This window comes from Thioalkalivibrio sp. ALE30, from assembly GCF_000377465.1.
In the GTDB taxonomy this organism is placed as follows: domain Bacteria; phylum Pseudomonadota; class Gammaproteobacteria; order Ectothiorhodospirales; family Ectothiorhodospiraceae; genus Thioalkalivibrio.
In genome coordinates this window covers 51767-76871 of sequence record NZ_KB898174.1, presented here as the reverse complement: position 1 = coordinate 76871, position 25105 = coordinate 51767, and the positions used below count along the sequence as shown (strand labels likewise).

22 protein-coding genes are annotated in these 25105 nt (G+C 67.3%); 11 read left to right on the top strand and 11 right to left on the bottom strand.

Annotated features, from left to right (window positions below):
* Positions 1 to 70: 70 nt before the first annotated feature.
* The 4 genes from gltB to aroB all read right to left on the bottom strand — a co-directional run bounded on the left by gltB (position 71) and on the right by aroB (position 9040).
* Positions 71 to 4534 (bottom strand): glutamate synthase large subunit, encoded by a 4464-nt coding sequence (gene gltB / locus D107_RS0110645; protein ID WP_018881421.1) that lies wholly within the window; start codon positions 4532 to 4534, stop codon positions 71 to 73.
* Positions 4535 to 4882: 348 nt separating this feature from the next.
* Entirely contained in the window at positions 4883 to 6745 is a 1863-nt protein-coding gene (locus D107_RS0110640; RefSeq protein ID WP_026280795.1) for an SPOR domain-containing protein, read from the bottom strand.
* An 11-nt stretch (positions 6746 to 6756) separates the two neighbouring features.
* Positions 6757 to 7926: a deoxyguanosinetriphosphate triphosphohydrolase gene (locus D107_RS0110635; RefSeq protein WP_018876529.1), complete on the bottom strand. Its 1170-nt coding sequence runs from the start codon at positions 7924 to 7926 to the stop codon at positions 6757 to 6759.
* A gap of 4 nt (positions 7927 to 7930) precedes the next feature.
* A complete protein-coding gene (aroB, locus tag D107_RS0110630; protein WP_018881420.1) occupies positions 7931 to 9040 on the bottom strand; it encodes a 3-dehydroquinate synthase in 1110 nt (369 codons plus the stop codon).
* 179 nt (positions 9041 to 9219) lie between these two features.
* Between aroB and rpsU the strand changes: the two genes are divergently transcribed.
* The 4 genes from rpsU (at position 9220) to hemE (ending at position 12494) form a co-directional block, all read left to right on the top strand.
* Entirely contained in the window at positions 9220 to 9435 is a 216-nt protein-coding gene (gene rpsU, locus D107_RS0110625; protein WP_012981683.1) for a 30S ribosomal protein S21, read from the top strand.
* Between the two features lie 40 nt (positions 9436 to 9475).
* Positions 9476 to 9925, top strand: a complete 450-nt coding sequence (locus D107_RS0110620; RefSeq protein WP_018881419.1) for a GatB/YqeY domain-containing protein — start codon at positions 9476 to 9478, stop codon at positions 9923 to 9925.
* A 98-nt stretch (positions 9926 to 10023) separates the two neighbouring features.
* Positions 10024 to 11430 carry an FAD-dependent oxidoreductase gene (locus tag D107_RS0110615; RefSeq protein WP_018865582.1) on the top strand — a complete coding sequence of 469 codons (1407 nt, stop codon included), beginning with the start codon at positions 10024 to 10026 and terminating at the stop codon, positions 11428 to 11430.
* An 8-nt stretch (positions 11431 to 11438) separates the two neighbouring features.
* Positions 11439 to 12494: a uroporphyrinogen decarboxylase gene (gene hemE / locus D107_RS0110610; RefSeq protein WP_018876526.1), complete on the top strand. Its 1056-nt coding sequence runs from the start codon at positions 11439 to 11441 to the stop codon at positions 12492 to 12494.
* A gap of 90 nt (positions 12495 to 12584) precedes the next feature.
* On the opposite strand, the gene D107_RS0110605 is transcribed toward hemE, so the two are convergent.
* Together D107_RS0110605 and D107_RS0110600 are read right to left on the bottom strand one after the other, a co-directional pair.
* On the bottom strand, positions 12585 to 13214 hold the full coding sequence (locus tag D107_RS0110605; RefSeq protein WP_018881418.1) for a hypothetical protein: 630 nt from the start codon (positions 13212 to 13214) through the stop codon (positions 12585 to 12587).
* Entirely contained in the window at positions 13214 to 15586 is a 2373-nt protein-coding gene (locus D107_RS0110600) for a penicillin-binding protein 1A (RefSeq protein ID WP_026280794.1), read from the bottom strand. Before D107_RS0110600 ends, D107_RS0110605 begins: the two co-directional genes overlap by 1 nt.
* 143 nt (positions 15587 to 15729) lie before the next feature.
* On the opposite strand from D107_RS0110600, the gene D107_RS0110595 reads away from it, so the two are divergent.
* The 6 genes from D107_RS0110595 (at position 15730) to D107_RS0110570 (ending at position 21287) form a co-directional block, all read left to right on the top strand.
* Complete coding sequence (locus tag D107_RS0110595) at positions 15730 to 16797, top strand: pilus assembly protein PilM (protein WP_018876524.1); 1068 nt, start codon at positions 15730 to 15732, stop codon at positions 16795 to 16797.
* Complete coding sequence (locus D107_RS0110590) at positions 16794 to 17357, top strand: PilN domain-containing protein (protein WP_018865587.1); 564 nt, start codon at positions 16794 to 16796, stop codon at positions 17355 to 17357. The genes D107_RS0110595 and D107_RS0110590 overlap by 4 nt, the downstream gene beginning before the upstream one ends.
* Positions 17357 to 17938: a type 4a pilus biogenesis protein PilO gene (locus D107_RS0110585; RefSeq protein WP_018865588.1), complete on the top strand. Its 582-nt coding sequence runs from the start codon at positions 17357 to 17359 to the stop codon at positions 17936 to 17938. The genes D107_RS0110590 and D107_RS0110585 overlap by 1 nt, the downstream gene beginning before the upstream one ends.
* Positions 17938 to 18480 carry a pilus assembly protein PilP gene (locus D107_RS0110580; protein ID WP_018865589.1) on the top strand — a complete coding sequence of 181 codons (543 nt, stop codon included), beginning with the start codon at positions 17938 to 17940 and terminating at the stop codon, positions 18478 to 18480. The genes D107_RS0110585 and D107_RS0110580 overlap by 1 nt, the downstream gene beginning before the upstream one ends.
* Positions 18481 to 18498: 18 nt before the next feature.
* On the top strand, positions 18499 to 20631 hold the full coding sequence (gene pilQ / locus D107_RS0110575; protein ID WP_196799935.1) for a type IV pilus secretin PilQ: 2133 nt from the start codon (positions 18499 to 18501) through the stop codon (positions 20629 to 20631).
* A gap of 104 nt (positions 20632 to 20735) precedes the next feature.
* Entirely contained in the window at positions 20736 to 21287 is a 552-nt protein-coding gene (locus D107_RS0110570; protein WP_026280452.1) for a shikimate kinase, read from the top strand.
* A gap of 293 nt (positions 21288 to 21580) precedes the next feature.
* Here D107_RS0110570 and D107_RS0110565 read toward each other — a convergent pair whose 3' ends face one another.
* Together D107_RS0110565 and D107_RS0110560 are read right to left on the bottom strand one after the other, a co-directional pair.
* Positions 21581 to 22042 carry a nuclear transport factor 2 family protein gene (locus D107_RS0110565; protein WP_018876521.1) on the bottom strand — a complete coding sequence of 154 codons (462 nt, stop codon included), beginning with the start codon at positions 22040 to 22042 and terminating at the stop codon, positions 21581 to 21583.
* Positions 22018 to 22428, bottom strand: a complete 411-nt coding sequence (locus D107_RS0110560) for a nuclear transport factor 2 family protein (RefSeq protein ID WP_018865593.1) — start codon at positions 22426 to 22428, stop codon at positions 22018 to 22020. The genes D107_RS0110565 and D107_RS0110560 overlap by 25 nt, the downstream gene beginning before the upstream one ends.
* A gap of 137 nt (positions 22429 to 22565) precedes the next feature.
* Between D107_RS0110560 and D107_RS0110555 the strand changes: the two genes are divergently transcribed.
* Entirely contained in the window at positions 22566 to 23456 is an 891-nt protein-coding gene (locus tag D107_RS0110555; RefSeq protein ID WP_018881415.1) for a PfkB family carbohydrate kinase, read from the top strand.
* Between the two features lie 53 nt (positions 23457 to 23509).
* Here D107_RS0110555 and D107_RS0110550 read toward each other — a convergent pair whose 3' ends face one another.
* From D107_RS0110550 to rapZ, 3 genes are read right to left on the bottom strand one after another with little or no spacing between them, the layout of a single operon-like run.
* Positions 23510 to 23779 (bottom strand): HPr family phosphocarrier protein, encoded by a 270-nt coding sequence (locus D107_RS0110550; RefSeq protein ID WP_018865595.1) that lies wholly within the window; start codon positions 23777 to 23779, stop codon positions 23510 to 23512.
* A complete protein-coding gene (locus D107_RS0110545; protein WP_018865596.1) occupies positions 23751 to 24176 on the bottom strand; it encodes a PTS sugar transporter subunit IIA in 426 nt (141 codons plus the stop codon). The genes D107_RS0110550 and D107_RS0110545 overlap by 29 nt, the downstream gene beginning before the upstream one ends.
* Before the next feature lie 51 nt (positions 24177 to 24227).
* A complete protein-coding gene (gene rapZ / locus D107_RS0110540; protein ID WP_018865597.1) occupies positions 24228 to 25100 on the bottom strand; it encodes an RNase adapter RapZ in 873 nt (290 codons plus the stop codon).
* Positions 25101 to 25105 lie beyond the last annotated feature (5 nt).

Genomic DNA, 25105 nt, shown 5'->3' with positions numbered 1-25105 from the left:
CGGTTTTTCGGCACTGCAAACAAAACGGGCCCCGTGAGGGGCCCGTTTCAAAGTTCCGCCGGGTGGCGGGTCAGGCGGCCTGGCGCAGGTTGGCCAGCAGGCCCCGGAGTTCGGAGGCCTTGGGCTTCACCAGCCAGAACGAGCCCTGGTAGTCGTCGAAACGTTCCAGGATCTCGCGGCCCCAGGCGCTGTCCGTCTCGTGCACGAACTCGGTGATGAGTTCCTCGAGATAGTTGCGGTGCGCCTCCATGTCCTCGGTGTCGAGGCGGTGCAGGTCGATCAGCTCGTTGTTGATGCGGTCCGGGAAGTCGTTCTCCCGGTCCAGCACGAACGCGAAGCCGCCGGTCATGCCCGCGCCGAAGTTGATGCCGGTGTTGCCCAGCACCACCATCACGCCGCCGGTCATGTACTCGCAGCCGTGGTCGCCGATGCCTTCCACCACGGCGATCGCGCCGGAGTTGCGCACCCCGAAGCGTTCGCCGCACTGGCCGGCGGCGAACAGCTTGCCGCCGGTCGCGCCATACAGGCAGGTGTTGCCCATGATGGTGGTGTCCTGGCTGGCGAAGCCCGAGCCTTCCGGCGGGCGGATCACCAGCTTGCCGCCGGTCATGCCCTTGCCGACGTAGTCGTTGGCATCGCCTTCCAGGTACAGGTGCAGGCCGCCGGCGTTCCAGACGCCGAAGCTCTGCCCGGCCGTGCCCTTCATACGCACGGTGATCGGGGCATCGGACATGCCCTGGTTGCCGTGGCGCTTGGCGATCTCGCCGGACAGGCGCGCGCCGATCGAGCGGTCGGTATTGGCGACGTCGAAACGGTACTCGCCACCGGCCTTGTTCTCGATCGCCTCGAGCATCTCGGCGACCATCTTCTCGGCCAGCTCGCCCTTGTCGAACGGCTCGTTCTTCGGCTCCTTGCAGAAGCGCGGCTTGTCGGCGAGGTCGCCGCTGGCCAGCAGGCCGTTCAGGTCCAGGTGCTGCTGCTTCGGCGTCTCGCCCGGCAGGATCTCCAGCAGATCGGTACGGCCGATCAGATCCGTCAGGCTGCGCACGCCCAGCTTCGCCATCCACTCGCGGGTCTCGCGGGCGACAAACTGGAAGTAGTGCATGACCATCTCGGGCAGGCCGATGAAGTGGTTCATGCGCAGCACCTTGTCCTGCGTGGCGACACCCGTTGCGCAGTTGTTCAGGTGGCAGATCCGCAGGTACTTGCAGCCCAGCGCGACCATTGGGCCGGTGCCGAAGCCGAAGCTCTCCGCACCCAGGATCGCCGCCTTGATCACGTCGAGGCCGGTCTTCAGGCCGCCGTCGGTCTGCAGCCGCACCTTGTCGCGCAGGTCGTTGCCGCGCAGGGTCGCGTGGGTCTCGGTCAGGCCCAGTTCCCACGGGGTGCCGGCGTACTTGACCGAGGTCAGCGGGCTGGCTCCGGTGCCGCCGTCGTAACCGGAGATGGTGATCAGGTCGGCGTAGGCCTTGGCCACGCCGGCGGCGATCGTGCCAACCCCGGCCTCGGAGACCAGCTTCACCGAGACCAGCGCATCCGGATTGACCTGCTTGAGGTCGAAGATCAGCTGCGCCAAGTCCTCGATGGAGTAAATGTCGTGGTGCGGCGGCGGCGAGATCAGGGCCACGCCCGGATTCGAGTAGCGCAGCTCCGCGATCATCTTGTTGACCTTGTGGCCCGGCAGCTGGCCGCCCTCGCCGGGCTTCGCGCCCTGGGCAACCTTGATCTGCAGCACCTCGGCGTTGACCAGGTAGTGCGGGGTCACGCCGAAGCGGCCGGAGGCCACCTGCTTGATCTTGGACATGCGCTCGGTGCCGTAGCGGGAGACGGCCTCGCCGCCCTCGCCGGAGTTGGAGCGCCCGCCGAGGCGGTTCATCGCGGTGGCCAGGGCCTCGTGGGCCTCCGGCGACAGCGCGCCCAGGCTCATGCCAGCGGAGTCGAAGCGCGGCAGGATCTCGGCCTCGGGCTCGACCTCGTCCAGCGCGATCGGCTCGATGTCGTCGCGGACCTTCAGCAGGTCGCGCAGCACGGTCACCGGGCGTTCGTTCACCAGGTCTGCATATTCCTTGTACACGCCGTAGTCGCCGGACTGCACGGCGCGGTGCAGGGTCTGGATCACGTCCGGGTTGTAGGCGTGGTACTCGCCACCGTGGACGTACTTAAGCAGGCCGCCCTGGCCGGCGCTCTTGCGCGGGTTCCAGGCACGCTTCGAAAGCGTTTCCAGGTCCGTCTCGATGTCGGCGAAGCGGGTGCCCTGGATGCGGCTGGTGGTACCCGTGAAACAGGTGTCCACGATCTCGTCGGCCAGGCCGACAATCTCGAACAGCTGCGCCCCGCGGTAGCTGGCGATGGTCGAAATGCCCATCTTGGACAGGATCTTGAACAGGCCCTTGTTGATGCCGCGGCGGTAGTTCTGCGCCAGGGTCAGCGGGTCGGCATTCGGGATCTCGCCGGACTGGCACATGCCGTGCAGTGCGGAGTAGGCCAGGTAGGGGTAGATCGCGGTGGCGCCATAGCCCAGCAGCACGGCGAAGTGGTGCGGGTCGCGCACGGTCGCGGTCTCGGCGACGATGTTGGCGTCGGTGCGCAGCTTGGCGCGGATCAGCGCGTGGTGCACCGCGCCGACGGCCAGCGCGGCCGGGATCGGGCGGCGTTCCGGGTCAATGCCGCGGTCGGACAGCACCAATACGACGGCACCGTTGCGAACGGCCTGTACCGCGTTTTCAGTCAGGGCCTTGACGGCGTCTTCCAGCGAACCGGAGTGGACGTCGTAGTTGAGGTCCATGCGCTCGACGCGGAAGGCGTCTTCGGTCTGGTTGCACAGTTCGCGGAACTTGGCCTCGGACAGCACCGGGGAGTCGGATACCAGGCGATGGGCGTGGTCCGGGGTCTCCTCGAACAGGTTCTGCTCGCGGCCGAAGCAGGTCTCCAGCGACATCACGATGCTCTCGCGCAGCGGGTCGATCGCCGGGTTGGTGACCTGGGCGAACTGCTGGCGGAAGTAGTCGTACAGCGAGCGGGTGTGCTGCGACAGCACCGCGAACGGGGTGTCGTCGCCCATCGAGCCCACGGCCTCCTGGCCGGCCTCGGCCAACACGCGCAGGATCTGGTCACGCTCCTCGAAGGTGACGTCGAACAGCTTCTCGTAGGTCTCGAGGCGTTCGGGGGGCATCGGCTCGCCGGAGAACAGCTGGTTGTCGTCCAGCTGGCTCTTCAGGTGCTTCACGTGCGCGCGCAGCCATTGGCGGTAGGGCTGGCGGGTGCGGTTGATGCGGTCGATGTCCTCGGGCTGCAGCAACTCGCCGGACTCGGTGTCCACCGCGAGCATCTGCCCGGGCTTCAGGCGGCCCTTGGTGACCACGTCCTCGGGGGCGTAGTCGTAGACGCCGATCTCCGAGGCCAGGGTGATGTGGCGGTCCTTGGTGATCACGTAGCGCGCCGGGCGCAGGCCGTTGCGGTCCAGGGTGCAGGCGGCGTAGCGGCCGTCGGTCAGCACGATCCCGGCCGGACCGTCCCAGGGCTCCATGTGCATGGAGTTGTATTCGTAGAAGGCGCGCAGGTCGGAGTCCATGTGCGCGACGTTCTGCCACGCCGGCGGGACCAGCAGGCGCATCGCACGGAACAGGTCCATGCCGCCCGCGAGCAGGACTTCCAGCATGTTGTCCAGGCTCTGCGAGTCGGAGCCTTCCAGATTGACCAACGGCTCCAGTTCGGCCAGCTCCGGCAGCTTTTCGGTGGCGAACTTGTGCTGGCGCGCGACCGCCCAGTTGCGGTTGCCCTGCACGGTGTTGATCTCGCCGTTGTGGGCGAGGAAGCGGAACGGCTGCGCCAGGCCCCACTGCGGGAAGGTGTTGGTGGAGAAGCGCTGGTGGAACACGCAGATCGAGGTCTCCAGCTCCGGGCGCTGCAGGTCGCGGTAGAACACCGGCAGGTTTTCCGGCATCACCAGGCCCTTGTAGGAGACCACGCGCGCGGACAGACTCGGCACGTAGAACACCGGGTCGTCGCCCATCGCGATCTCGGCGCGGCGGCGTACCACAAACAGGGCGCGCTCGAAGTCATCGCCGTCCATGTCGGCCGGGGCGTTGATGAACACCTGCAGGATGTGCGGCTGGCTCTTCAGGGCCTCGGCGCCACAGGCGTCTTCCGGGTTGACCGGGACCTCGCGCCAGCCGGCAAGCGTAAGCGGGCCGCGCTCGATCGCGTTCTCCACGGCGGCACGCGTCTCGGCGATCTTTTCCGGGTTGATGAACACGATACCGGCGGCGAAGCGCTCGGCCAGCTCGATGTTCGACTCCGAGGCCAGGGTGCGCAGGAAGGCCTCGGGGGCCTTCATCAGCAGCCCGCAACCATCGCCGGTCTTGCCGTCCGCGGCGATCGCGCCGCGGTGGGTCATGCGTTCCAGTGCCTTGATTGCCGTGTCCACCACCCAGTGGCTGGCGACGCCGTCCATGTGCGCAATGAGGCCGAAGCCGCAGTTGTCGCGCTCGAATTCGGGGCGGTAGAGGGTGCCGTTCAGTTGGTTCTGTCGCATCGGTGAACTCCGGTCGCAGCGCGCAGGGCCTTGCGCGGGCGCGGTACGTGGGTCAGGGCCGTCCCTGGGAACAAGAACACGAAAAAAGGCGCAGGAATATAGCGAACCGCCATTCTCCCGGCAAACCGGGCCCGGTCAAAAAGACACGACACCCGCGCAGGTTAAAGTCCGGCAGGGTAGTTCACCACGGAGCCACCAATCAGGTCGAAGGCGGTTCACAGGAAGATGGGAAGACTGGAAGGTACTGACTGGAATGTTTTTGGTCGGAATCGTCTTTTCCTTCCCGTCTTCCCATCTTCCTGTTAATGCTTTTCAGGTTCTCTTTGGGCACCTTGTGGTGGGTGCAGCTTAATCCCGGACGGCGTTCTGGACCGAGCCGATGGAGCGGATCCAGGGCTCGTCGTTGCGCACTGCGGCCGGCAGGTCCTCGGCGGCGCGCTGGGCGGCCGCCCGGTCGGAGAAGACTCCGGCCAGGATGACCACGAAGTCGCGGTTGTTGACCCGGGTCGGGATGTAGCGGATGGCACCCAGATCGTGCTGGTCCGCGTATGCGCGTGCGGCCTCCATGTTCGGCGCGGCCAGCAGCTGGATGGTCGTGGCGCTGCCGTCCTGGTTGTTCAGCCAGTCGCGGTCACTGGCCAGACGCGCGGCGTCGGCGTCGTCCACGGCCGGTGCTTCGGCGGCGGGTTCCGGCTCGGGTTCCGGTTCCGGCTCTGGCGCCGGTTCCGGTGCGGGCTCGGGGGTTGGCTCCGGCTCGGGTGCTGGCTCCGGCTCCGGAGCGGGTTCTGCGTCACCGGCTTCTGCGGTGGGTTCAGGTTCGGGTTCGGGTGCTTCTGCGGCCGGTTCCGGGGAGTCGGTCCCGGGCGCGGACGGTTCGGCCGCGGCCGGCGGGGGCAGATCCAGCGGGTCGGCCACGGCGATCTCGTCATCGTGCGCGGGCGCCGGCTCGGGCCTGGGTTCGGGCTCGGCCTCGGTGACGCGCGGTTCGGGCAGGGGTAGCTCGATGATCTCGCTGTCGGCGGGCGCGGGCTCGCCCTCCAGCAGTTGCCAGGCGACCGGTGCGGCGATCCCCAGTGCCACGGTGATGGCGACGGCGGGTACGAACCAGCGCTGGTTCCAGAACGCGGCGTTTTCCGGTGCCGGGGGCTCGGGGATACGGTCGTCGGCCGCAATGCTGCCCGGCTCGCTCGCGGAGCTCTCCGGGGCGGGAGGCTCGGCGGTGGAGGTGGACAGGGCTTCGGCCGCGGGCGTGAAGTCCTCGTCGTCGCGGCCCGCCCGGAGGCTCGGTTCCGGGTCCGGGGCGGGCTCGGGGGTCGGCTCGGGCTCCCTGCGAGCGGCGTGAAAGGCCGGTTCTTCTGTGTCCGGTTCCGGGTCGGGGGTATCGACCTCGGCGGCGTCCCCTGCGGCCACGCCGGGCGCGGCGCTGCCGGTGGTCGCCGCGGCGCTGGCCCGGCGCTCGCTGCGGCACTGGCGTTCGAGGAAGCTGTTGGCCTCGCGGTTGAGGTTGCCCGGCAGGCCCTGGCTGGTGGTCTGCAGGTGGGCAATGGCGTCCGCGTCCAGCAGGCGGTCGGGGTCGGTCAGGCCCGCCGCCTGCAGGCGGTGGCGCAGGTAGGCCGCGGTCTGTTCCAGGTTGAAGGCGCGCAGGCTGACCCGGGTGACCTGATCCTCGTCGGAGGGGTCGGGCAGGTACAGGCGGCGGCGCAGCAGGCCGCCGGACCCCACCAGGATGATGCGCGGGGCGCGGCCGTGCTTGGCGAGGACCTCGCTGCGCATGCGCATCAGATTGTTGACGATGTCGGTGCCCACCAGGTGGGCGTCGTCCATGGCAATGACCGGGTCGACGCCGTCGTCGACGCGGTCGGCCAGCAGTTCGGTCAGGGGGCGGTCGGGGTCGTCCGCGTTCTGCGAGCGCAGGTAGTTGCGAATGGTGTTGTCCACCGATTCGAACTGGGTATTGATCCGCGCGCGGAAGGCAATCAGCTCGAACGGGTCGGGCAGCATGGCCAGCAGCCGCATCAGCTGCAGGCTGCGTCCGGAGCCGTTCTCCCCGGTCATCAGGACGACCGCCCCGGGGCCGTTCAGGGCAGCCCGTGCCGATTCCAGCTGGCCGTCCAGCAGCGGATCGCTGTAGATGAAGGTCTCGTCGGGGGCGTCGTCAAACGGCGGCGCGTGCAGGCCGAGTTGTTCCAGGCATTGTTCGGAAAGCGCCATCGGATTCGGTCTCAGGTCAGCGTGCCCAGGTCGAACAGGCGGTGGTGTTCGCGGATGGCGTGGCGGTCGGTCATGCCGGCGATGTAGTCGGCGATGGCGCGTTGCAGGGCGTGCGGATCATGCGCGGCGATTGCGTCCGCGTGGCGCTGGTAGTTCTCGGGCATCAGGCGGGGCTCGGACTCGAACGCGGCGAACAGATCGTGGATCAGTTGACGTGCCTTGTGCATGACCCCGTGGACCTGATGGTGATGGTAGAGGTTCTCGCGCAGGAAGCCCTTGAGTTCACGCGCCTGCTCGGCCACCTCCGGGCTGAAGCGGATCAGGGCCTCCCCGGCGCGGCGGACGTCATCGGCGGACTGCGGGCGGTGGCGGTCGATGGCCGCCTGGCTGCTCCCGATCAGGTCGCTGACCAGGGTGTCGATCATGCGGCGCACGGTCTCGTGCTGGGTTCGCCGTGGATCCAGATCCGGATAGCGGGCCTGGACCTTCTCGCGGCAGTCGCGGAACAGGGTGACCTCGGCGAGGCGGTCCATGGTGAGCAGACCCGAGCGAAGGCCGTCGTCGACGTCGTGATTGTTGTAGGCGATCTCGTCGGCCACGTTGGCGAGCTGGGCCTCCAGGCTCGGCTGTTCCTTCTGCAGGAAGCGCACCCCGACCTCGCCCAGCTGGCGGGCCTTTTCGGGCGAGCAGTGCTTGAGGATGCCCTCGCGCGTCTCGAAGGTCAGGTTGAGGCCGTCGAACTCGGCGTAGTGGCGCTCCAGCAGATCGACGATGCGCAGGGACTGCAGGTTGTGCTCGAAGCCGCCGTGCTCGCGCATGCAGGCATTCAGGGCGTGCTGCCCGGCGTGCCCGAACGGCGTGTGGCCGAGGTCATGCGCCAGGGCGATGGCTTCGACCAGGTCCTCGTTGAGTTGCAGGGCGCGCGCGATCGAGCGCCCGATCTGCGCGACCTCCAGCGAGTGGGTCAGACGGTTGCGGAACAGGTCGCCCTCGTGGCTGATGAAGACCTGGGTCTTGTACTCCAGGCGGCGAAAGGCGCTGGAGTGCACGATGCGATCGCGATCGCGCTGGAAGTCGCTGCGGTGGCGGGGGGCGGGCTCCGCCTGGGCGCGCCCGCGCGAGTGCGCGGGATCGCAGGCCCAGGGTGCCAGTCCCAGTGTGAGGCTGCCGGGCGTGGTCATGGCCTCAGGCGACACGGGCATGCTCGCGCAGGGTATGGTCCAGGGCCGCCGGATCGAATGCGTCGGTCAGCACGGCCTCGCCAATGCCGCGCAGCAGGACCAGCCGCAGGCGGCCACTGGCGACCTTCTTGTCGATGGCCATCAATTCGCGGAAGCGCTCCGGGGTGACCTCGGCCGGGGGCTCCAGGGCCAGGCCGGCGCGTCGGATCAGGGCCTCCGCGCGTTCGCGGCCGGCGCGGTCCAGCCAGCCCATGCGCTCCGACATGCGTGCGGCCATGGCCATGCCGGTGCCGACGGCCTCCCCGTGCAGCCAGGCGCCATAGCCCATGCCGGCCTCGATCGCGTGGCCGAAGGTATGGCCCAGGTTCAGCAGGGCGCGGATGCCGCCCTCGCGCTCGTCGGCGGCGACGATCTCGGCCTTGCAGGCGCAGGAACGGCGAATGGCGTGGGCCAGCGCCTCCGGATCCAGCGCGCCGAGGGCGTCGATGTGCTCCTCCAGCCAGGCGAAGAAGTCGGCGTCGCGGATCAGGCCGTACTTGATGACCTCGGCCAGGCCGGCCTGCAGCTCGCGCCGGGGCAGGGTCTTCAGGGTGTCGGTGTCGATCACGACCGCGCGCGGCTGGTGGAAGGCGCCGATCATGTTCTTGCCCAGCGGGTGGTTGACCCCGGTCTTGCCGCCCACGGAGGAATCGACCTGGGCGAGCAGGGTGGTCGGCACCTGCACAAAGTCGATGCCGCGCTGATAGATGGCGGCGGCAAACCCGGCGATGTCGCCGACCACGCCGCCGCCGAGGGCGACAATCCGGCTGCCCCGGTCCAGGCGAGCCTCCAGCAGCCGGGTCAGGATGCTTTCCACCGTGGCCAGCGTCTTGTGCTGTTCGCCGTCGGGCAGTTCGATCCACAACGGCTCGCCGTCAAGGTCGCAGGCCGCGAGGCTGCGTCGCAGGGCGTCGCCGTACAGGGGGGCCACGGTGGTGTTGGTCACCACCGCGACGCGCCGGCCCGCCAGCGCCGGGCGCAGGTGTTCCGGGGCGGCCAGCATGCCCGGCCCGATGTGGATCGGGTAGGCGCGCTCGCCCAGTTCGACATTGAGGCTTTCCATGTGCGCCATCATAGCGTGCGGGCCGATGATGGCGTAAGCCGGGCATGTGCCGTGCTGCGGATCGCTTCACGGACTTTTGCAATTGGTGCGGGTTGGATTACCATAGGGAGTTCTGCATGGTCGCCCGGAGTGTTGGCGGCCGGTTTTGTTGTTTTTGATCGAAAAGATCCAGCATCCGTTTCGGAGATTGTATGCCGCACGTACGAGTTCGTGAGAATGAGCCCTTCGAGGTCGCCCTGCGCCGTTTCAAGCGCACCTGCGAGAAGGCCGGCGTGGTCGCGGAAGTCCGCCGCCGCGAGTACTACGAAAAGCCGACCACCGAACGCAAGCGCAAGGCCGCGGCCGCGGTGAAGCGCCAGTTGAAGAAGAACTCCCGCGACATGACCCGCCGGGTGCGCCTGTACTGAACCCCTGTCCGGGTAGCTGCCCGGACCCGAGGACCCGACCATGTCGCTCAAGGCCCGGTTGCAGGATGACGTGAAGCAGGCCATGCGGGCCCGGGAGAAGGACCGCCTGGCGGCATTGCGCATGATTCAGGCCGAGGTGTCGCAGTTCGAGGTCGACGAGCGGCGCGAGGCCGACGACGACACCGTTCTGGCAATCCTCAATCGCATGCTCAAGCAGCGGCGCGACTCCATCGATCAGTACCAGAAGGGTGGTCGCGAGGATCTCGCCGCGCGCGAGGCCGCCGAGATCGCCATCATCGAGGAATACATGCCGGAGCCGCTGGATGCGGCGGCCCTCGATCAGCTGGTGCAGGAGGCGATCGCCGAGACCGGCGCCGCGGCCCCCGGCGACATGGGCAAGGTGATGGGCGTACTCAAGCCCCGGGTCTTCGGTCGTGCCGACATGGGTCAGGTGAGCCAGAAGGTCCGGTCCGCACTGGGGCATTCTTGACCGTTACGCTCGTTTGAGCGAAACGAACCATTCCTGAACGCATGAACGGTTGAACCCCGTGGCGTCATGCCGCCGGTTCCCGTCGGAGCGAGTGATCCATGGCTTCCAATCCGATGCAGTTCCTGGACCTGCCGCGCCAGGACCCTCAGAAGACCCCTGCCGAGATTCGTATCCACGAGTTCGGCGAGATCATTGGTCAGTTCGACCCGGCGACCGCGGGGCAGCAGGCGGGCCGCTGTCTGGCTTGCGGCAATCCCTATTGCGAATGGAAATGCCCGGTCCACAACTTCATCCCGAACTGGCTGAAACTGGTGGAAGAGGGCAACCTGTTTGCCGCGGCCGAGCTCTCGCACAAGACCAACTCCCTGCCCGAGGTCTGCGGCCGCGTGTGCCCGCAGGACCGTCTTTGCGAGGGCGCCTGCACCCTGAATGACGGCTTCGGCGCGGTCACTATCGGCTCGGTCGAGAAGTACATCACAGACGAGGCATTGAAGGCCGGCTGGCGCCCGGATCTCTCCGACGTCACCGCGACCGGCAAGCGGGTCGCGGTGATTGGCGCCGGCCCCGCGGGGCTGGGCTGCGCCGATATCCTGGCCCGTAACGGCGTGCAGGCGGTGGTGTTCGATCGCTATCCGGAAATCGGTGGCCTGCTGACCTTCGGCATCCCGCCGTTCAAGCTGGAAAAGCACGTCATCCGCACCCGCCGTGAGATCCTCGAGGGCATGGGGGTCGAGTTCCGGCTGAATACCGAGATCGGCCGCGACATCGCGATGGACGCCCTGCTGGAGGAATACGATGCCGTGTTCCTCGGCATGGGCACCTACACGGCGATGCAGGGCGGCTTTCCTGGCGAGGACCTGCCGGGCGTGTATCCGGCCCTGCCGTTCCTGATCTCCAACATCCGCCAGGTGATGAACTGGCCGCAGGAAGAGGGCGGCGAGTTCATCGACATGGCCGGGCAGCGCGTGGTCGTGCTGGGCGGCGGCGATACCGCGATGGACTGCAACCGCACCTCGATTCGCCAGGGCGCCGCCTCGGTGACCTGCGCCTACCGGCGCGACGAAGAGAACATGCCCGGCTCGCGCAAGGAAGTGGTGCATGCGCGCGAAGAGGGTGTGCACTTCGAATTCAACGTGCAGCCGGTGGAGATCGTCGGCGACGGCAAGGTAGAGGGCGTGAAGGTCGTGCGCACCCAGATGGGTGCCCCGGACGAACGCGGCCGCCGCCGTCCCGAACCGGTCCCCGGCTCGGAGCACGTGATCCCGGCCGACCGGGTGCTGATCGCCTTCGGCTTTCGTCCGTCGCCCTCGGACTGGTTTGCCGACTACAAGATCGGTATCGACGAGGGCGGGCGCGTGCAGACCGCGGGCGAGCATGCCTTCCAGACCGGCAACCCGAAGGTGTTTGCCGGCGGCGACATGGTGCGCGGCTCCGACCTGGTGGTCACCGCCGTCTTCGAGGGCCGCGAGGCCGCCGAAGGCATCCTCGAATACCTCGGCGTCTGAGCCTTTCGATGTCCAATAGCCTGAAAAACGATCGTCTCCTGCGGGCCCAGTTGCGCGAGCCGGTGGACCGTCCGCCGATCTGGATCATGCGCCAGGCCGGGCGCTATCTGCCGGAATACCGCGAGACCCGCGCGCAGGCCGGCAGCTTCATGAGCCTTTGCCAGAACCCGGAGCTGGCCTGCGAAGTCACCATGCAGCCGCTGCGCCGGTTCCCGCTGGACGCCGCGATCCTGTTTTCCGACATCCTGACCATTCCGGATGCGATGGGGCTGGGGCTGTACTTCGAGACCGGCGAGGGCCCGCGATTCCGCGAGCCGGTCCGCACGCTGGAGGCGATCGAGAACCTCCCGGTGCCCGACCCGGAGCAGGAACTGCGCTACGTGATGGATGCGGTGCGCCTGATCCGCCGCGAACTGGACGGCCAGGTGCCGCTGATCGGCTTCGCCGGCAGCCCGTGGACCCTGGCGACCTATATGGTCGAGGGCCAGGGCTCGCGCGACTTCGCCGAGACCAAGCGTCTGATGTACGGCGAGCCGCAGGCGATGCACGCCCTGCTGCAGAAGGTGGCCACCGCGGTCACCGACTACCTCAACGCCCAGATCCGCGCCGGCGCCCAGTCGGTGATGATCTTCGACACCTGGGGCGGTTCCCTGACCCCGCGCGCTTATCGCGAGTTTTCGCTGGCCTACATGCAGCGCATCGTCGATGGCCTGATCCGCGAGAACGACGGTCGCCGTGTGCCGGTGACGCTGTTCACCAAGGGCGGCGGGGCCTGGCTGGAGACGATGGCCGATACCGGGGCGGATGCCCTGGGCCTGGACTGGACCATCGAGATCGGCGAGGCCAGCCGGCGGGTCGGTGACCGTGTCGCGTTGCAGGGCAATCTGGACCCGTCGGTGCTCTACGCGCCGGAGGCCGTGGTGCGCGAGGAGACGCGGCGGGTGCTGGACGGCTTCGATCGCGATACCGGCCACGTCTTCAACCTGGGTCATGGCGTCCACCCGGGGATCGACCCCGAGCGCGTTGCCGCGATGGTGGATACGGTCACGAACTACCGCCGATAGCGGCATCCGGCTCGCCGCGGCCCGGACGGGCCGCCGGGACATTCCACGAACCGCGCTTTGCGCTGGCGGCGCCTGCTCTTGAGGCCCCGCTCAGTCCGCCGGTGCCGGCGCTTCTTCGGCGTCGGCCTCTGCCAGCAGCCTTTCTACCTCCGCGCGCGTGGCCCGGGGCATCGGTCGCCCGTCCACCGGGGAGGGGGGCGACTGGCGCAACCCGTCCAGCGGGAAGACCGTCAGTTCCACGTCGGTGTCGTCGGGGCCGTGAAAGGCGAGGAAGGGAATGCGCTGCTCGCGGCCCTGACGGCTGCGATAGCGGCGTTCCCCGGTCTCGCACTGGATACCCCGTTCACCCAGTTCCAGGATCACCTCCTCCACGGTCTCGGCAAAACCATGCAGATTGAGCAGGGGCTGGGATTCGACCAGGCCCTGGAGCAGGGGGCCGACCAGGCGCGGCTCGAGATGGCGCAGGCGCTCCATCACGATCAGGGCCGCCGCCAGTCGTTCCCGATAGGCAGCGCGGCTGGCCGGGCTGGCGAACAGCCGGCTGCGCTCGATGGCGGCATCCTGGATCTCCAGATTGCCGGGCATCTCGTGACGGTTGTCCACTCCCAGGTGCTCGGCGGCCTTGCGCTTGGCGAGCGCAAAGTCGCGGATGCCGTCGTCCAGCATGATGCGCGCGGCCTCCTGCGCCAGTTCCTGGCGGATACGCGAAGGGGTGCCCATCAAAACACCAGTTCGGGTTGCTGACTGCCGCTGTCGCCGTTGCTCCCCGGGATCACGTGGCCGCGCTCCGGGATCTGATGGGGCAGTAGCCACTGGTTGCGCGCGCCCGGCGTGTCGTCACTGGGCGCGCGCTGGCCATTCGGCAGGATGGCGACGCGCACGAGGTCGTCGGGGCGCTCCAGCGGGCGTTCCGGCTCATCCGCCAGAACGCTCCCCATGAAGCGCGTCCAGATCGGCAGTGCCGCACGTCCGCCGCTCTCGCGCCGGCCCAGTTCGCGATTGTCGTCAAACCCGATCCAGGCGGTCGCGACCAGGTCCGCGTTGAACCCGGCGAACCATGCGTCGCGGTAATCGTTGGTGGTGCCGGTCTTGCCGGCCAGGTCGGAGCGCCCGAGCTCCAGGGCGCGCCGGCCCGTGCCCGAGGTGATGACGCCGCGCAGCATCTCGCCCATCTGCCAGGCGACCCCGGGCTGCAGGACCGGAGTGGGGTCGGTGTACTGCAGGGGCCCGCTGCTCGCGACCAGCGGCAGGTCCTGCCCCTTGGGGCTGGAGCAGGGGGCCGGGCAGGCGCGTTCGGTGGGGGCCTCGTAGAGCACCTCGCCATCCACGGTCTCGATGCGGGTGATGATCCAGGGGCTGTTCAGGCGGCCGCCGCTGGCGAATACCCCATAGGCGTTGTTGAGCTGCAGCGGGGTCAGAGTTCCCGTGCCCAGGACCATGGACAGGTTGTTTGGCTGGGTTTCCAGGTCCAGGCCGAAGCGGGTCAGTTCCTGATGGACGTTCCCGGTACCCAGGCGGTCCAGCAGCCGGATAGACGCGAGGTTGCGGGAGTTGGCCAGTGCCTCGCGCAGGGTGGTTTCGCCATGGAAGCGCCGGGTGTAGTTCTGGGGTCGCCATTCCGCCCCGAGCGCTGGGTCGTTGAAGACCATCGGGGCGTCGATGACGGTCCCTTCGGGGCGGTAGCCCTCGCGCAGGGCGAGGGCGTACACCAGTGGCTTGAAGGCCGAGCCGGGCTGGCGCTGGGCCTGGGTCGTCCGGTCGTAGCGGTTTTCGAAGAAATCGAACCCGCCGGCCAGGGCTGTGATGGCACCGTCCTCCGGGGCCTGCGCGATCACGGCCCCGGTAACCTCCGGCTTCTGCGCCAGGCGCCAGCGCCCGTCGGTGTAGGGGCGGATGCGGATGACGTCGCCGCGGGCGAAATCGGGCGATCCGGCCCATTCGCGGTCCTCCGGCAGGATTGTCTGCTCGCCGATGCGGCCACCGTCGACCCGCAGGGTCCCGTCCTCGTCCAGGCCCAGCACCACGGCGGGAAAAAGCAGGCGTCCGTGGATGCCGATGGCCTTCAGTGCCCGTTCGCGGGCATCGGAATCGTCCAGGGTGGCCTCCGGAATGCGCATCTCCGGACCGCGAAAACCGTGACGCTCGTCATATTCCAGCAATCCTTCCCGGAGGGCCTGATTGGCCGCTTCCTGCTGGCGGGAATCAATCGTGGTGTGCACCTGGAGCCCGCGGCGATAGGCCTCGTCACCCCACAGGTTCACAACCATCTGGCGTGCCATCTCCGCGACCCAGTGGGCGTCGATTTCGGTCGCGGCGGTGTGGCGTTCCGACAGGACCGGGCGCGACACCGCCGTTTCGAAGGCGGCCTCGTCGATTGCGCCGGTCTCCAACATCCGTCGCAGCACATAGTTGCGGCGGATCTCGGCGCGTTCGGGGCTGGCGACCGGGTTGGTCGTGGAGGGGGCCTTGGGCAGGGCCGCGAGGGTGGCGATCTCGTCCAGTTCCAGATCCTCCAGCGACCGGCCGAAGTAGACCCGCGAGGCAGCCTCGATACCGTAGGCCCGCTGGCCCAGATAGATCTTGTTCAGATACAGCTCGAGGATCTCGTCCTTGGACATTTCCTGTTCCAGACGGATGGCCAGGAAGATCTCGCGGAGCTTGCGTTCATACGTACGGTCGCGCGTAAGAAAGATGTTGCGCGCCAGCTGCATGGTGATCGTGCTGCCGCCCTGGGTGCGCTGGCCGCCGGTGGAGACGAGGTTCAGCGCGGCCCGGGCCAGGCCCATCACGTCCACGCCGGGATGATCGTAGAAGCGCTCGTCCTCGGCTGCGATAAAGGCGTCGCGAACCTGCTGCGGGATGGCGTCGATCGGCACCGGGATGCGCCGTTCTTCCGCGAACTCGCCCATCAGGCGTCCATCCGCACTGCGTACCTGCAGGGGTGTCTGCAGGCGTACGTCCCGCACGGCGTCCGCCTCGGGGAGGGTGGGCGCATAGTAGATGTACAGGGCCGCCAGGGCGACGGACAGGCCGATACCGGCTGCCAGAATCAGGGCCAGCAGCGCCGAAATAATCTTCAAGACCGGATTCATGACAGCAAAAAAAGTGAGGCCAAGGTGAGAAGTCGCATTCAATGCGACTTGCAACCTCGAAGTCGCGGTGTATATTGTGAACGAGCTAGCATACGTGATTGTAACGCTACCAGTTACTTTCGTTGGGGTATACAGGGGGATGTGTGCTGAGTCTCGGAAAATCCAAACATGGGGTCCTGGGCGTGGACATCAGCTCGGCAGCCGTCAAGGTGCTGGAGCTGGCGCGACAGGGTAAGGGGTACCGGGTCGAGGCCTTCGCGGTCGAGCCGTTGCCGGACGGGGTGATGGTCGACAAGGTCTGTCAGGACACCGAGGCCGTGGGCAATGCCCTGGCCCGGGCGGTCAAGCGGTCCGGGACTCGACTCAAGCATTGTGCGATGGCCGTCCCCTCTTCCGCTGTCATCACCAAGACCATTCAAATGTCGGCCGCGCTGGGCGATGCGGAACTCGAAGGCCAGGTCTTCGTGGAGGCCGATCAGTACATCCCCTACACCCTCGAAGAGGTCAACCTGGACTTCCAGGTCCTGGGCAAGAACGAGAAGAACCCGCAGATGGTGGATGTCCTCGTGGTGGCCTCGCGCCGCGAGAACGTCGATTCGCGCGTGGCCATTGCCGAGGCCGCCAAGCTGACCCCCGAGCTGGTGGACGTCGAGGCCTACGCGATCGAGCACACCGCCGAGCGCCTGATGGAGCAGATCCCCGATCGCGAAAGCAAGCCTATCGTGGCGGTGGTGGACGTCGGCTCCTCGGTCACCGCGGTGTACGTCGTCAGCCAGGACGAGGGCGTGGTCTACACCCGCGAGCAGAATTTCGGCGGTCGCATGCTTACCGAGGAGATTATGCGCCGCTACAGCATGAACTATCAGGAAGCCGGGTCCGCCAAGATGAGCGGTGACCTGCCGGCCGACTACGGCAGCTCCATCCTCGAGCCCTTCAAGCAGACCATGGTCGACCAGATCCAGCGGCTGCTGCAGTACTTCTACGTCACGCGCCCGCAGGACACCATCGACCACATCCTCCTGGGCGGCGGGTGTGCGGCCATCCCGGGTGTGGACGAACTGCTGGAGGAGGCTGCCGGCACGCCGGTCTCCATCGCCAATCCGTTCCGCGGCATGGCGCTGGCCAAGCGGGTCAACCAGGAACGCTTCGCCAATGATGCCCCGGCGCTGATGACCGCCTGTGGCCTGGCCATGCGGGGGTATGCGTCATGATCTACATCAACCTCCTTCCCTGGCGCGAGAAGGCCCGCGAGCAACGGCGCAAGCAGTTCTTCGGTGCGGCCGGCGGCGCCGCCGTGGTCGGCGTCCTGCTGGCCTTCGCCGGCTACAGCTTCATGGGCGCGCTGATTGACCATCAGCAGTCGCGCAACCAGATGCTGGAGAGCGAGATCCGCGAGCTGGACCGCCAGATTGCCCGGATCCGAGATCTGGACGAGCAGCGCGAGGCGCTTATCGCCCGCATGGAAGTGATCCAGACCCTGCAGGCCCGCCGTCCCGAGGCGGTCCACCTGTTTGACCAGCTGGTCGAGACGCTGCCCGATGGCACATTCCTCAGCGAGGTTCGTCAGGAGGGCGAGAATGTCCGGCTGGTCGGGCGTTCCGAGTCCAACACGCGGATCTCCGCGCTGATGCGCCGGATCGACGCGTCGCCCTGGCTGGGCAGTTCCAACCTGCAGATCATCGAGACCCGGGAAGAGGGCCGTCTCCAGGTGCGTGACTTCCGTCTGGATGCCACGCAGACCCGGCCGGATGCCGAAGAGGGGGATTCCTGATGGATCTCAAGGAACTCAACCAGATCGACTTCAACAACATCGGGGAGGCCTCCTGGGGCGTCAAGGGCCTGATCCTGGTCGTGATTGTCCTGGCCATCCTCGGTCTGTCCTACTACCTGTTCATCGGTGATCAGCGCACGGATCTCGAGCGCGCGGAGAGCCGTGAGCTGCAGCTGCGCGACGAGTTCGAGGACAAACAGCAGCGCGCTGCCAACCTTCAGGCCTACGAGGACCAGCTCGAGGAGATGGAGCGCATGTTCGCCTCCCTGCTCGAGCTGCTGCCCAGCAGCGCGGAGATCCCCAGTCTGCTGGTGGACATCTCGCAGACCGGATTGCAGGCGGGGCTGGAAATCGAGCTGTTCGAGCCCCGCGGCGAGAACCGCCGTGACTTCTACGCCGAGGTCCCGATCCGGCTGCGGGTCCGCGGTGGATACGAGGACCTTGCCGAGTTCGTCAGCGGGGTGTCGGCCCTGCCTCGGGTGGTGACCATGCACAACATGCATATCCGTCCCGGTGATTCCGACAATGACCTGCTGATGGATGCGGTCGCCCGTACCTACCGCTACCTGGAGGAGAACTGATGAAGCATTCTTCCATGCAGGTGGTGTGGCCCGGGTTGGCCCTGGTGCTGGCGGGTGGCTTCCTGCTTTCCGGCTGCACCCAGGATAACCGCGACCTCGAGCGCTATATCGCCGAGGTAAAGGAGCGCCCTGGGAGCGGGATCGAGCCGATCCCGACCCTGGACCCGCACGAACCGTACCTCTATCCCGGACATACGCGGTCGCCGTTTGACTCGTCGGTAATCGCGCAGCCGGAGCTGGCGGCGGCCGAGGGGCAGCCGGGTGATGCCGAGGTCGATCCCGATCGCCCGCGCGAGTTCCTCGAGGGCTTCCCGCTGGATTCCCTGCGTATGGTCGGGTCGCTGGAGCAGCATGGCGTTCGCTATGCCCTGGTCCGAACCCCGGACCGCGGGGTCCAGCGGGTAACGGAAGGCAACTACATGGGACAGAACCACGGCGAAATCGTCGAAATCACGCCCACCCAGATCCGGTTGATCGAGGTGGTGCCGGATGCCTTCGGGGGACATGTGGAACGCGAGAATTCGGTAGCGCTGACCGAATAGCGGTTGGGGGAGAAGAACATGATGACGAGCATTCGCCGCAAGGTCGGCATAACCAACAGGGGATTCAACATGGGTTCTTCCATGCGCGCTTTCGCAGGGACGGTCGTGGCCGGCCTGCTGTTCATGGTGTCCCAGGGGGTGGCTGCCACCGAACTGGAAGAGATCCGGGCCGGCAGCCTGAGCGGGGACCGGGTGCAGGTGAACCTGCGCTTCTCCGAAGCGCCGCCTTCCGACATCCGTGCCTTCGCGATTGATTCGCCGCCGCGTATTGCGCTGGATCTGCCCAACGTGGGCAACTCGTTGCCACAGCGCGAGACCGACCTGAACGTGGGGCCCATCCTGCGCGCAAGCTCCGTAGAGGCGGGCAACCGCACGCGCGTGGTCCTCAATCTGACCCAGGCCTCCGAGTACCAGACCGGGGTGGAGGGCAATAACCTGATCCTGACCCTGGGTCGCGGGGTCTCCGAGGCGGATGCCCGAACCCAGCAGGTCGTGGACCGCGCGGGTGAACCGACCCCGGTCACCCGCAGTGCGCGCCCGGTCGAGATTACCGGAATCGACTTCCGTCGCGGCAGCGAGGGCGAGGGTCGCGTCGAGGTCGATCTCTCGCGCTCCGGCGCCGAGATCAACGTCCGTGAGCAGGCGGGGCGCATCGAGATGACCTTCCCCCGCGCGATGATCGACGAAGCCCTCGAGCGCCGCCTCGACGTCGTCGACTTTGCCACCCCGGTGCATATGATCGACACCGTCGCGGAACGTGACCGCGTGCGTATGGAGGTCGAGGCGCGCGGGGAATACGAGATCCTGTCCTACCAGAGCGACCGCCAGTTTGTCCTCGAGGTCGCCCCGATCTCCGAGGCGGAGCGCCAGGCCCGTGCGCGTGAGGAAGAGGAATTCGAGGGTGAACGCCTGTCGCTGAATTTCCAGGACATCGAGGTGCGCTCCGTCCTGCAGCTGCTGGCGGACTTCACCGATCTGAACATCGTGGTCAGCGATACCGTGGGGGGCAACATCACGCTGCGGTTGAACAACGTCCCCTGGGACCAGGCGCTGGACATCATTCTGCGCGCCCGCGGCCTCGACAAGCGCATGGACGGCAACGTCCTGTACGTCGCCCCCAGCCAGGAGATCGCCGCGCGCGAGCGCCAGGAGATGGAGACACAGCGTGACCGCCAGGAGCTGGAGCCCCTGCGCACCGAGTTCGTGCAGATCAACTTCGCCCAGGCGGAACAGATTGCCTCGCTGATCCGGGGTGGTGATGGCGGCCAGTTCCTGTCCGAGCGTGGCAGCATCACCATCGATACGCGTACCAATACCCTGCTGGTGCAGGACACTCAGAGCCGGATCGAGGACGTGCGTCGTCTGGTCTCGACGCTGGACGTCCCGGTCCAGCAGGTCCTGATCGAGACCCGCATTGTGATTGCGGAAGACACCTTCAACCGCGAACTGGGCGCTCGATTTGGCATTAGCGCGACTCGGGGGAGCGAACGACGTACGCCTGCGGGCCTGTCCGGATCGCTGGAAGGCTCCGACAGTGCCCTTGGCACCAGCCCCGGGAATATGGGCGGCCTTGCAATTGGTGATCGCCTGAACAGTTCGTTGCCTGCAGGCGGGAATGCCGGGAGTGCCGGGCTCAGCATCCTGCGCAGCGGCATTTTGCTGGATCTCGAACTGTCGGCCCTGCAAGTCGAGGGTCGCGGCGAGATCATCTCCAGCCCGCGTGTCATCACCGCCAACGGCCAGACCGCCACGATCAAGCAGGGTGAGGAGATCCCCTATCAGGAGGCGACCGCCTCCGGGGCGACGTCCACCCAGTTCATCGAGGCGGTGCTTTCCACCGAGGTGACGCCGCAGATCACACCGAACGGAAACGTGATCCTCGACATCAACGTCAAGAAGGATGAGCCCAGCCAGCGCGTTATCCTCGGCGTGCCGGGGATCAACAAGCGCGAGGTGGAGACCCAGGTCTTTGTCGGCAATGGCGAGACCGTGGTGCTGGGCGGCGTGTACGAGATCGACAGCCGCACCAACCTGGAGAAAGTGCCGTTCTTCGGGGACATCCCGTTCCTCGGCAACCTGTTCCGCAACCGCTCCACGGAGAACACCAAGGCCGAATTGCTGATCTTCGTGACCCCGCGCGTGCTCGACTGAGTCCGCGTGATACCCCGGCTGCCGAAGGCACCGGGAGTTGATCCGAAAAGCCGGGGCCAGTCCCCGGCTTTTCTTTGTCGGACCCAGCCAGTAGCCTTGCCCCCATGCAGAACATCGTACTGGTAGGCCCTATGGGGGCCGGCAAGAGCACAATCGGGCGCGGCCTGGCCGGGCTGCTGCGGCGTCCCTTCTTCGACACCGATCAGGAGATCCAGCGGCGTACCGGTGTGGATATCCCGACCATCTTCGAGTTCGAGGGCGAGGCGGGGTTTCGCAAGCGCGAGACGGCGATGCTGGAGTCCCTGCTGGAACAGGAGGGGGCCGTGATCGCCACGGGTGGCGGGATCGTGGAACGCCCGGAGAATCGCGAGCTGCTGCGCGACCAGTTCGTGATCTACCTGCGCGTCCCGGTGGAGGAGCAGTTCCGCCGCACTCGGCGCAACCGCAAGCGCCCGCTGATCGCGGAGGCGGCGGATCCGAAGGCGCGGCTGCAGGAGCTGTTCGAGGCGCGAGACCCGCTCTATCAGGAGATCGCCAGCCTGACGCTGGAGGGCAAAGGTCGCCGTGTGCGCGACGCCGTCAAAGGCGTGTGCTCGGCCCTCCAGGTCCAGCGCCCCGACCTCTGCCAACCCCGCTCCGACGCTGGATCGAATTGACCACGAAGCTCACGAAGACACGAAGTAGGTCAAAAGCGTTTTGACCACAGAGGTCACGGAGGACACAGAGAAGGGAAAGGATTTGTGTGCCACTTAGCCCACAAAGATACGAGATCGTCCCGATTCTTTGGTTTTCGAACCCTTGAACCACAGTGGTTGTGAACGTCCCCGGCAGACGTGACATCCCCGTACCGGCCGCCCAAGAATTCAGCCCTTGTTCGTGTTCTTCGTGCCCTCTGTGGTGCAACCGCCCTTGACCTTCAATTCCGCGTGGGCCTGCGTGGTGCAGGCGGCTAGTGGCGGGTGTTGCCGCCGCCGTCGGGGACGAACATGCCTTCCTGGGAGGGGGGCGAGCGGCGGCCGTGCGAGGCGTGATGGAACAGGAGCCGCCAGCGCGAATCCACCCGTCGCCAGGTCTGGCTGATCAGGATGGTCCCGGTCGGCGCCACGTCGCCCGGGCGGGTGATCGCCTCCTCGATGACCAGGCTGATGACTTCGCCGCTGTCGTGGCGTCCCGCGATCTTTGGCTCGATACCGATGTTCAGTTCGCGCGCGAAGACCAGCAGCCAGCTCTCCATCACCTCCGCCACGCCGCGGTGCGCGCGCGGGCTGCCCGGGTGGATGCAGACGATGTCCGGGCGTTCGGCCCACAGGCGCATCATCTGCTCGATGTCGGCGGCGCGGAACGCGGTGTAGTACGCCTCGACGCAGCGGTCGGCATCGGTCTCCATCAGTGCATGCCCCCGGTCGGCCATTCCGGGGCCGGTTCCGGGTCCGGGCTGGCGTGGTGGAGCACCATGCGCCAGCTGTCGCCCACCTGGCGGTACCCGTTGGTCGCCAGCATCACGCCTCGGCGCTCCCCGTGGACGTAGAGGTTTTCCCGCAGGACGTGCAGGACGAGGTCATCGCCCGGGATCGCCGTCACCTGGGTGCGGTGGACCACGACGCCGCGCATGCCGGGCAGAATGTCGTCCCAGCTCTCCAGGATCACGTCCGTGCCCTGCAGGCGTTCGCCCCCGGGGTGGATGCAGACGCACTCGTCGCTGTCGTGCCAGACCTCGCGCATGCCCTGCGGGTCGCCCGCCTGAAAGGCTTCGTAGAACGCGGCTTCCGCGGACTGGGGAGAGGGGAACGTGGCCATACGCGTCGGGGGAGCTCCAGAAACGGAATGCTTATTGTCGCAGGAGCGCTTCCCGATGACGAATGCGGGTCGGGCCCGGGAGATGACGTAGTCGGCTCGAGCCGCCAGAATGGCGCCCCCGGACCTCTGGAGCCCGCATGGCACGCATCCTCGCCACCGGCATTGTGACCCTCGACCATACCCTCGACGTCGCCGCATTTCCCGCCGAGGACGCGGAGATCCGCGCGCTCGCCAGCACGACCCAGCCCGGCGGCAACGCTACCAATACCGCGGCGATCCTGGCCCAGTTCGGGCATCGCCCGGGACTGGCCGCGGTGATTGCCCGGGGCGCGGGCGGGGATGCCCTGGTCGAGCAGTTGCAGGCGCGCGGGCTGGACGTGCGGCACTGCGTGCGGAAGCCCGGAGCGACGCCGACCTCGCATATCCTGCGTTCCCGGGCCACCGGCAGCCGTACCATCGTCCACCACCGCGATCTCCCCGAACTGGAGGAAGCGGATGTCTCCGGCGTGCCCTGGTCGGAATACGACTGGCTGCACTTCGAGGGCCGTAACCCCGAAGCCCTGGCCGCGATCCTGGCGGACGCGCGCGGGGATATCTTTGATCAGCCGGTGTCACTGGAGCTGGAGAAGCCCCGCCCGGGCCTGGAGGCCTGCCTGGAGTATGCCGACGTCCTGATGCTTTCGCGGGACTGGGCCGCCACCGTGGCGGATACACCGGAGGACGCGCTGCGGCAGATGGCGAGCCGCTTCCCCGACCGCATCCTGACCGTGACGGCCGGAAGCGCCGGGGCCTGGCTGGCTGCCCGTGGCGCGATCCACCACTGTGCACCCACGCCCGGACTGCAGGTGGTGGACAGCGTGGGCGCGGGAGATGCCTTCAATGCCGGCCTGATCGATGCGCTGGTCTCCGGCACCCCCCCCGAGCAGGCCTTGTACGCGGCCGTGCGCCTGGCCGAGCGCAAGCTCGCGCAGCTCGGGTTCGAGGGGCTGGCGGCGGAGGTGTCCGACCTCGGCGTCGGGCCGGGTTAGGGCCGGGAGAAGGGGGGTAGCCGCCTGTTCAGCGGCACACAGGCGTCAGGGGGTCAGGCCTCTTCGCCGAAACGGTCGGCCACCAGTTCGGTCAGCGCGTCCAGCGCCTCGGGGGCATCCTCGCCTTCGGTCTCGATGGTGATCTCGCTGCCCTGGGCCGCGGCCAGCATCATGACCCCCATGATGCTCTTGCCGTTGACCTCCTGCTGGTTGCGGGAGACGGTGACATCGGCGGCGTACTGGCTGGCCAGGCTGACAAACTTGGCCGCAGCACGCGCGTGCATCCCCAGGCGGTTAACGATGGGGACTACGCGCTGCGGCATCGCTGCACTCCTGGTCGCAGAGAAGGATTCCGTCATGCCCGCCGGACAGGGCCTTGTTGACCAGCTCGGTCAGCGGGAGATGCTGGTAGTTGAGGACGCGGATCAGCATCGGCAGGTTGATCCCGGCGATCACGCGCGCGTTGGCCCCGCGAGCCACTCGGCTGGCGACGTTGGAGGGGGTGGAACCGAACATGTCGGTCAGGATCAGTACCCCGGCGCCGCTGTCCAGAGTTGTCAGGCGCTCGCGGGCGCGGGCCAGGACCTCGTCGGGGTCGTCGTTCTGGGACATCGCCATGGACTCGCAGTCATCGGGCAGGCCGCCAAGCATGCTTTGTGCGGTCTGCAAGAGGGTGTCGCCCAGGTTTTGATGCGTGATCAGAATGAGACCAACGCCCATGGATCTGCTCCAATTGCGGGTTCCGTAGGGGCCTGCCCCCGCGCTTCGTGGTTACTGCTTGCCCAGCTCGCGGTGACGGGTGCTAACAGTAACATGTTCCCGGTCCCGCCACGCCCCCGCAAGGCGTTCGACCAGGTATACCGAGCGGTGTCGGCCGCCGGTGCAGCCGATCGAGACCGTCACGTAACTGCGGTGGTCCTCCAGCAGCCGCGGGAGCCACTGTGAGAGAAAGCCCTGGATGCTGTCGAACATGGCCGCGACCTCCCCGTGCCCCTCGAGGAACTCGCATACGGCCGGGTCGCGGCCGGTCAGGCCGGCCAGCTCGCGTTCGTAGTAGGGGTTGGGCAGACAGCGCACGTCGAATACGAAGTCCGAGTCCATCGGCGCGCCGTGCTTGAAGCCGAAGGACTGGAACAGCAGGGACAGCTCGTGCTCTCCGCGCTCGCCCATGCGGTCGCGCAGGGTACGGGCCAGGTCGTGCATCGACAGCCGCGAGGTGTCCACCGTCAGGTCGGCCTCCGCCGCGACGTGGCCCAGCCACTCGCGTTCGCGGTCGATGGCCTCCACCAGGGGCACGCCATCGCGCGCCAGCGGGTGACGCCGCCGGGTCAGGTGGTAGCGCCGCAGCAGTACGTCGCTTGAGGCCTGCAGGAACAGGACCTCCACCTGCAGGCCCTCCGCCCGTAGCCCGGCCAGCAGGCTGGCAAACCCCTTCAGGGCCTCCAGCCCGCTGCGCACGTCGACGCCCACCGCCAGATGGCGATCGCCCTCGGTGTCGTAGTGGCCCTGGCGCACCTGGCGAATCAGGTCCGGCAGCAGCGGCAGCGGGAGGTTGTCCACACAGAAATAGCCCGCGTCCTCCAGGGTGTGCAGGGCGACGGTCTTGCCGGATCCGGACAGACCGCTGACGATCAGCAGGCGCATGGCGG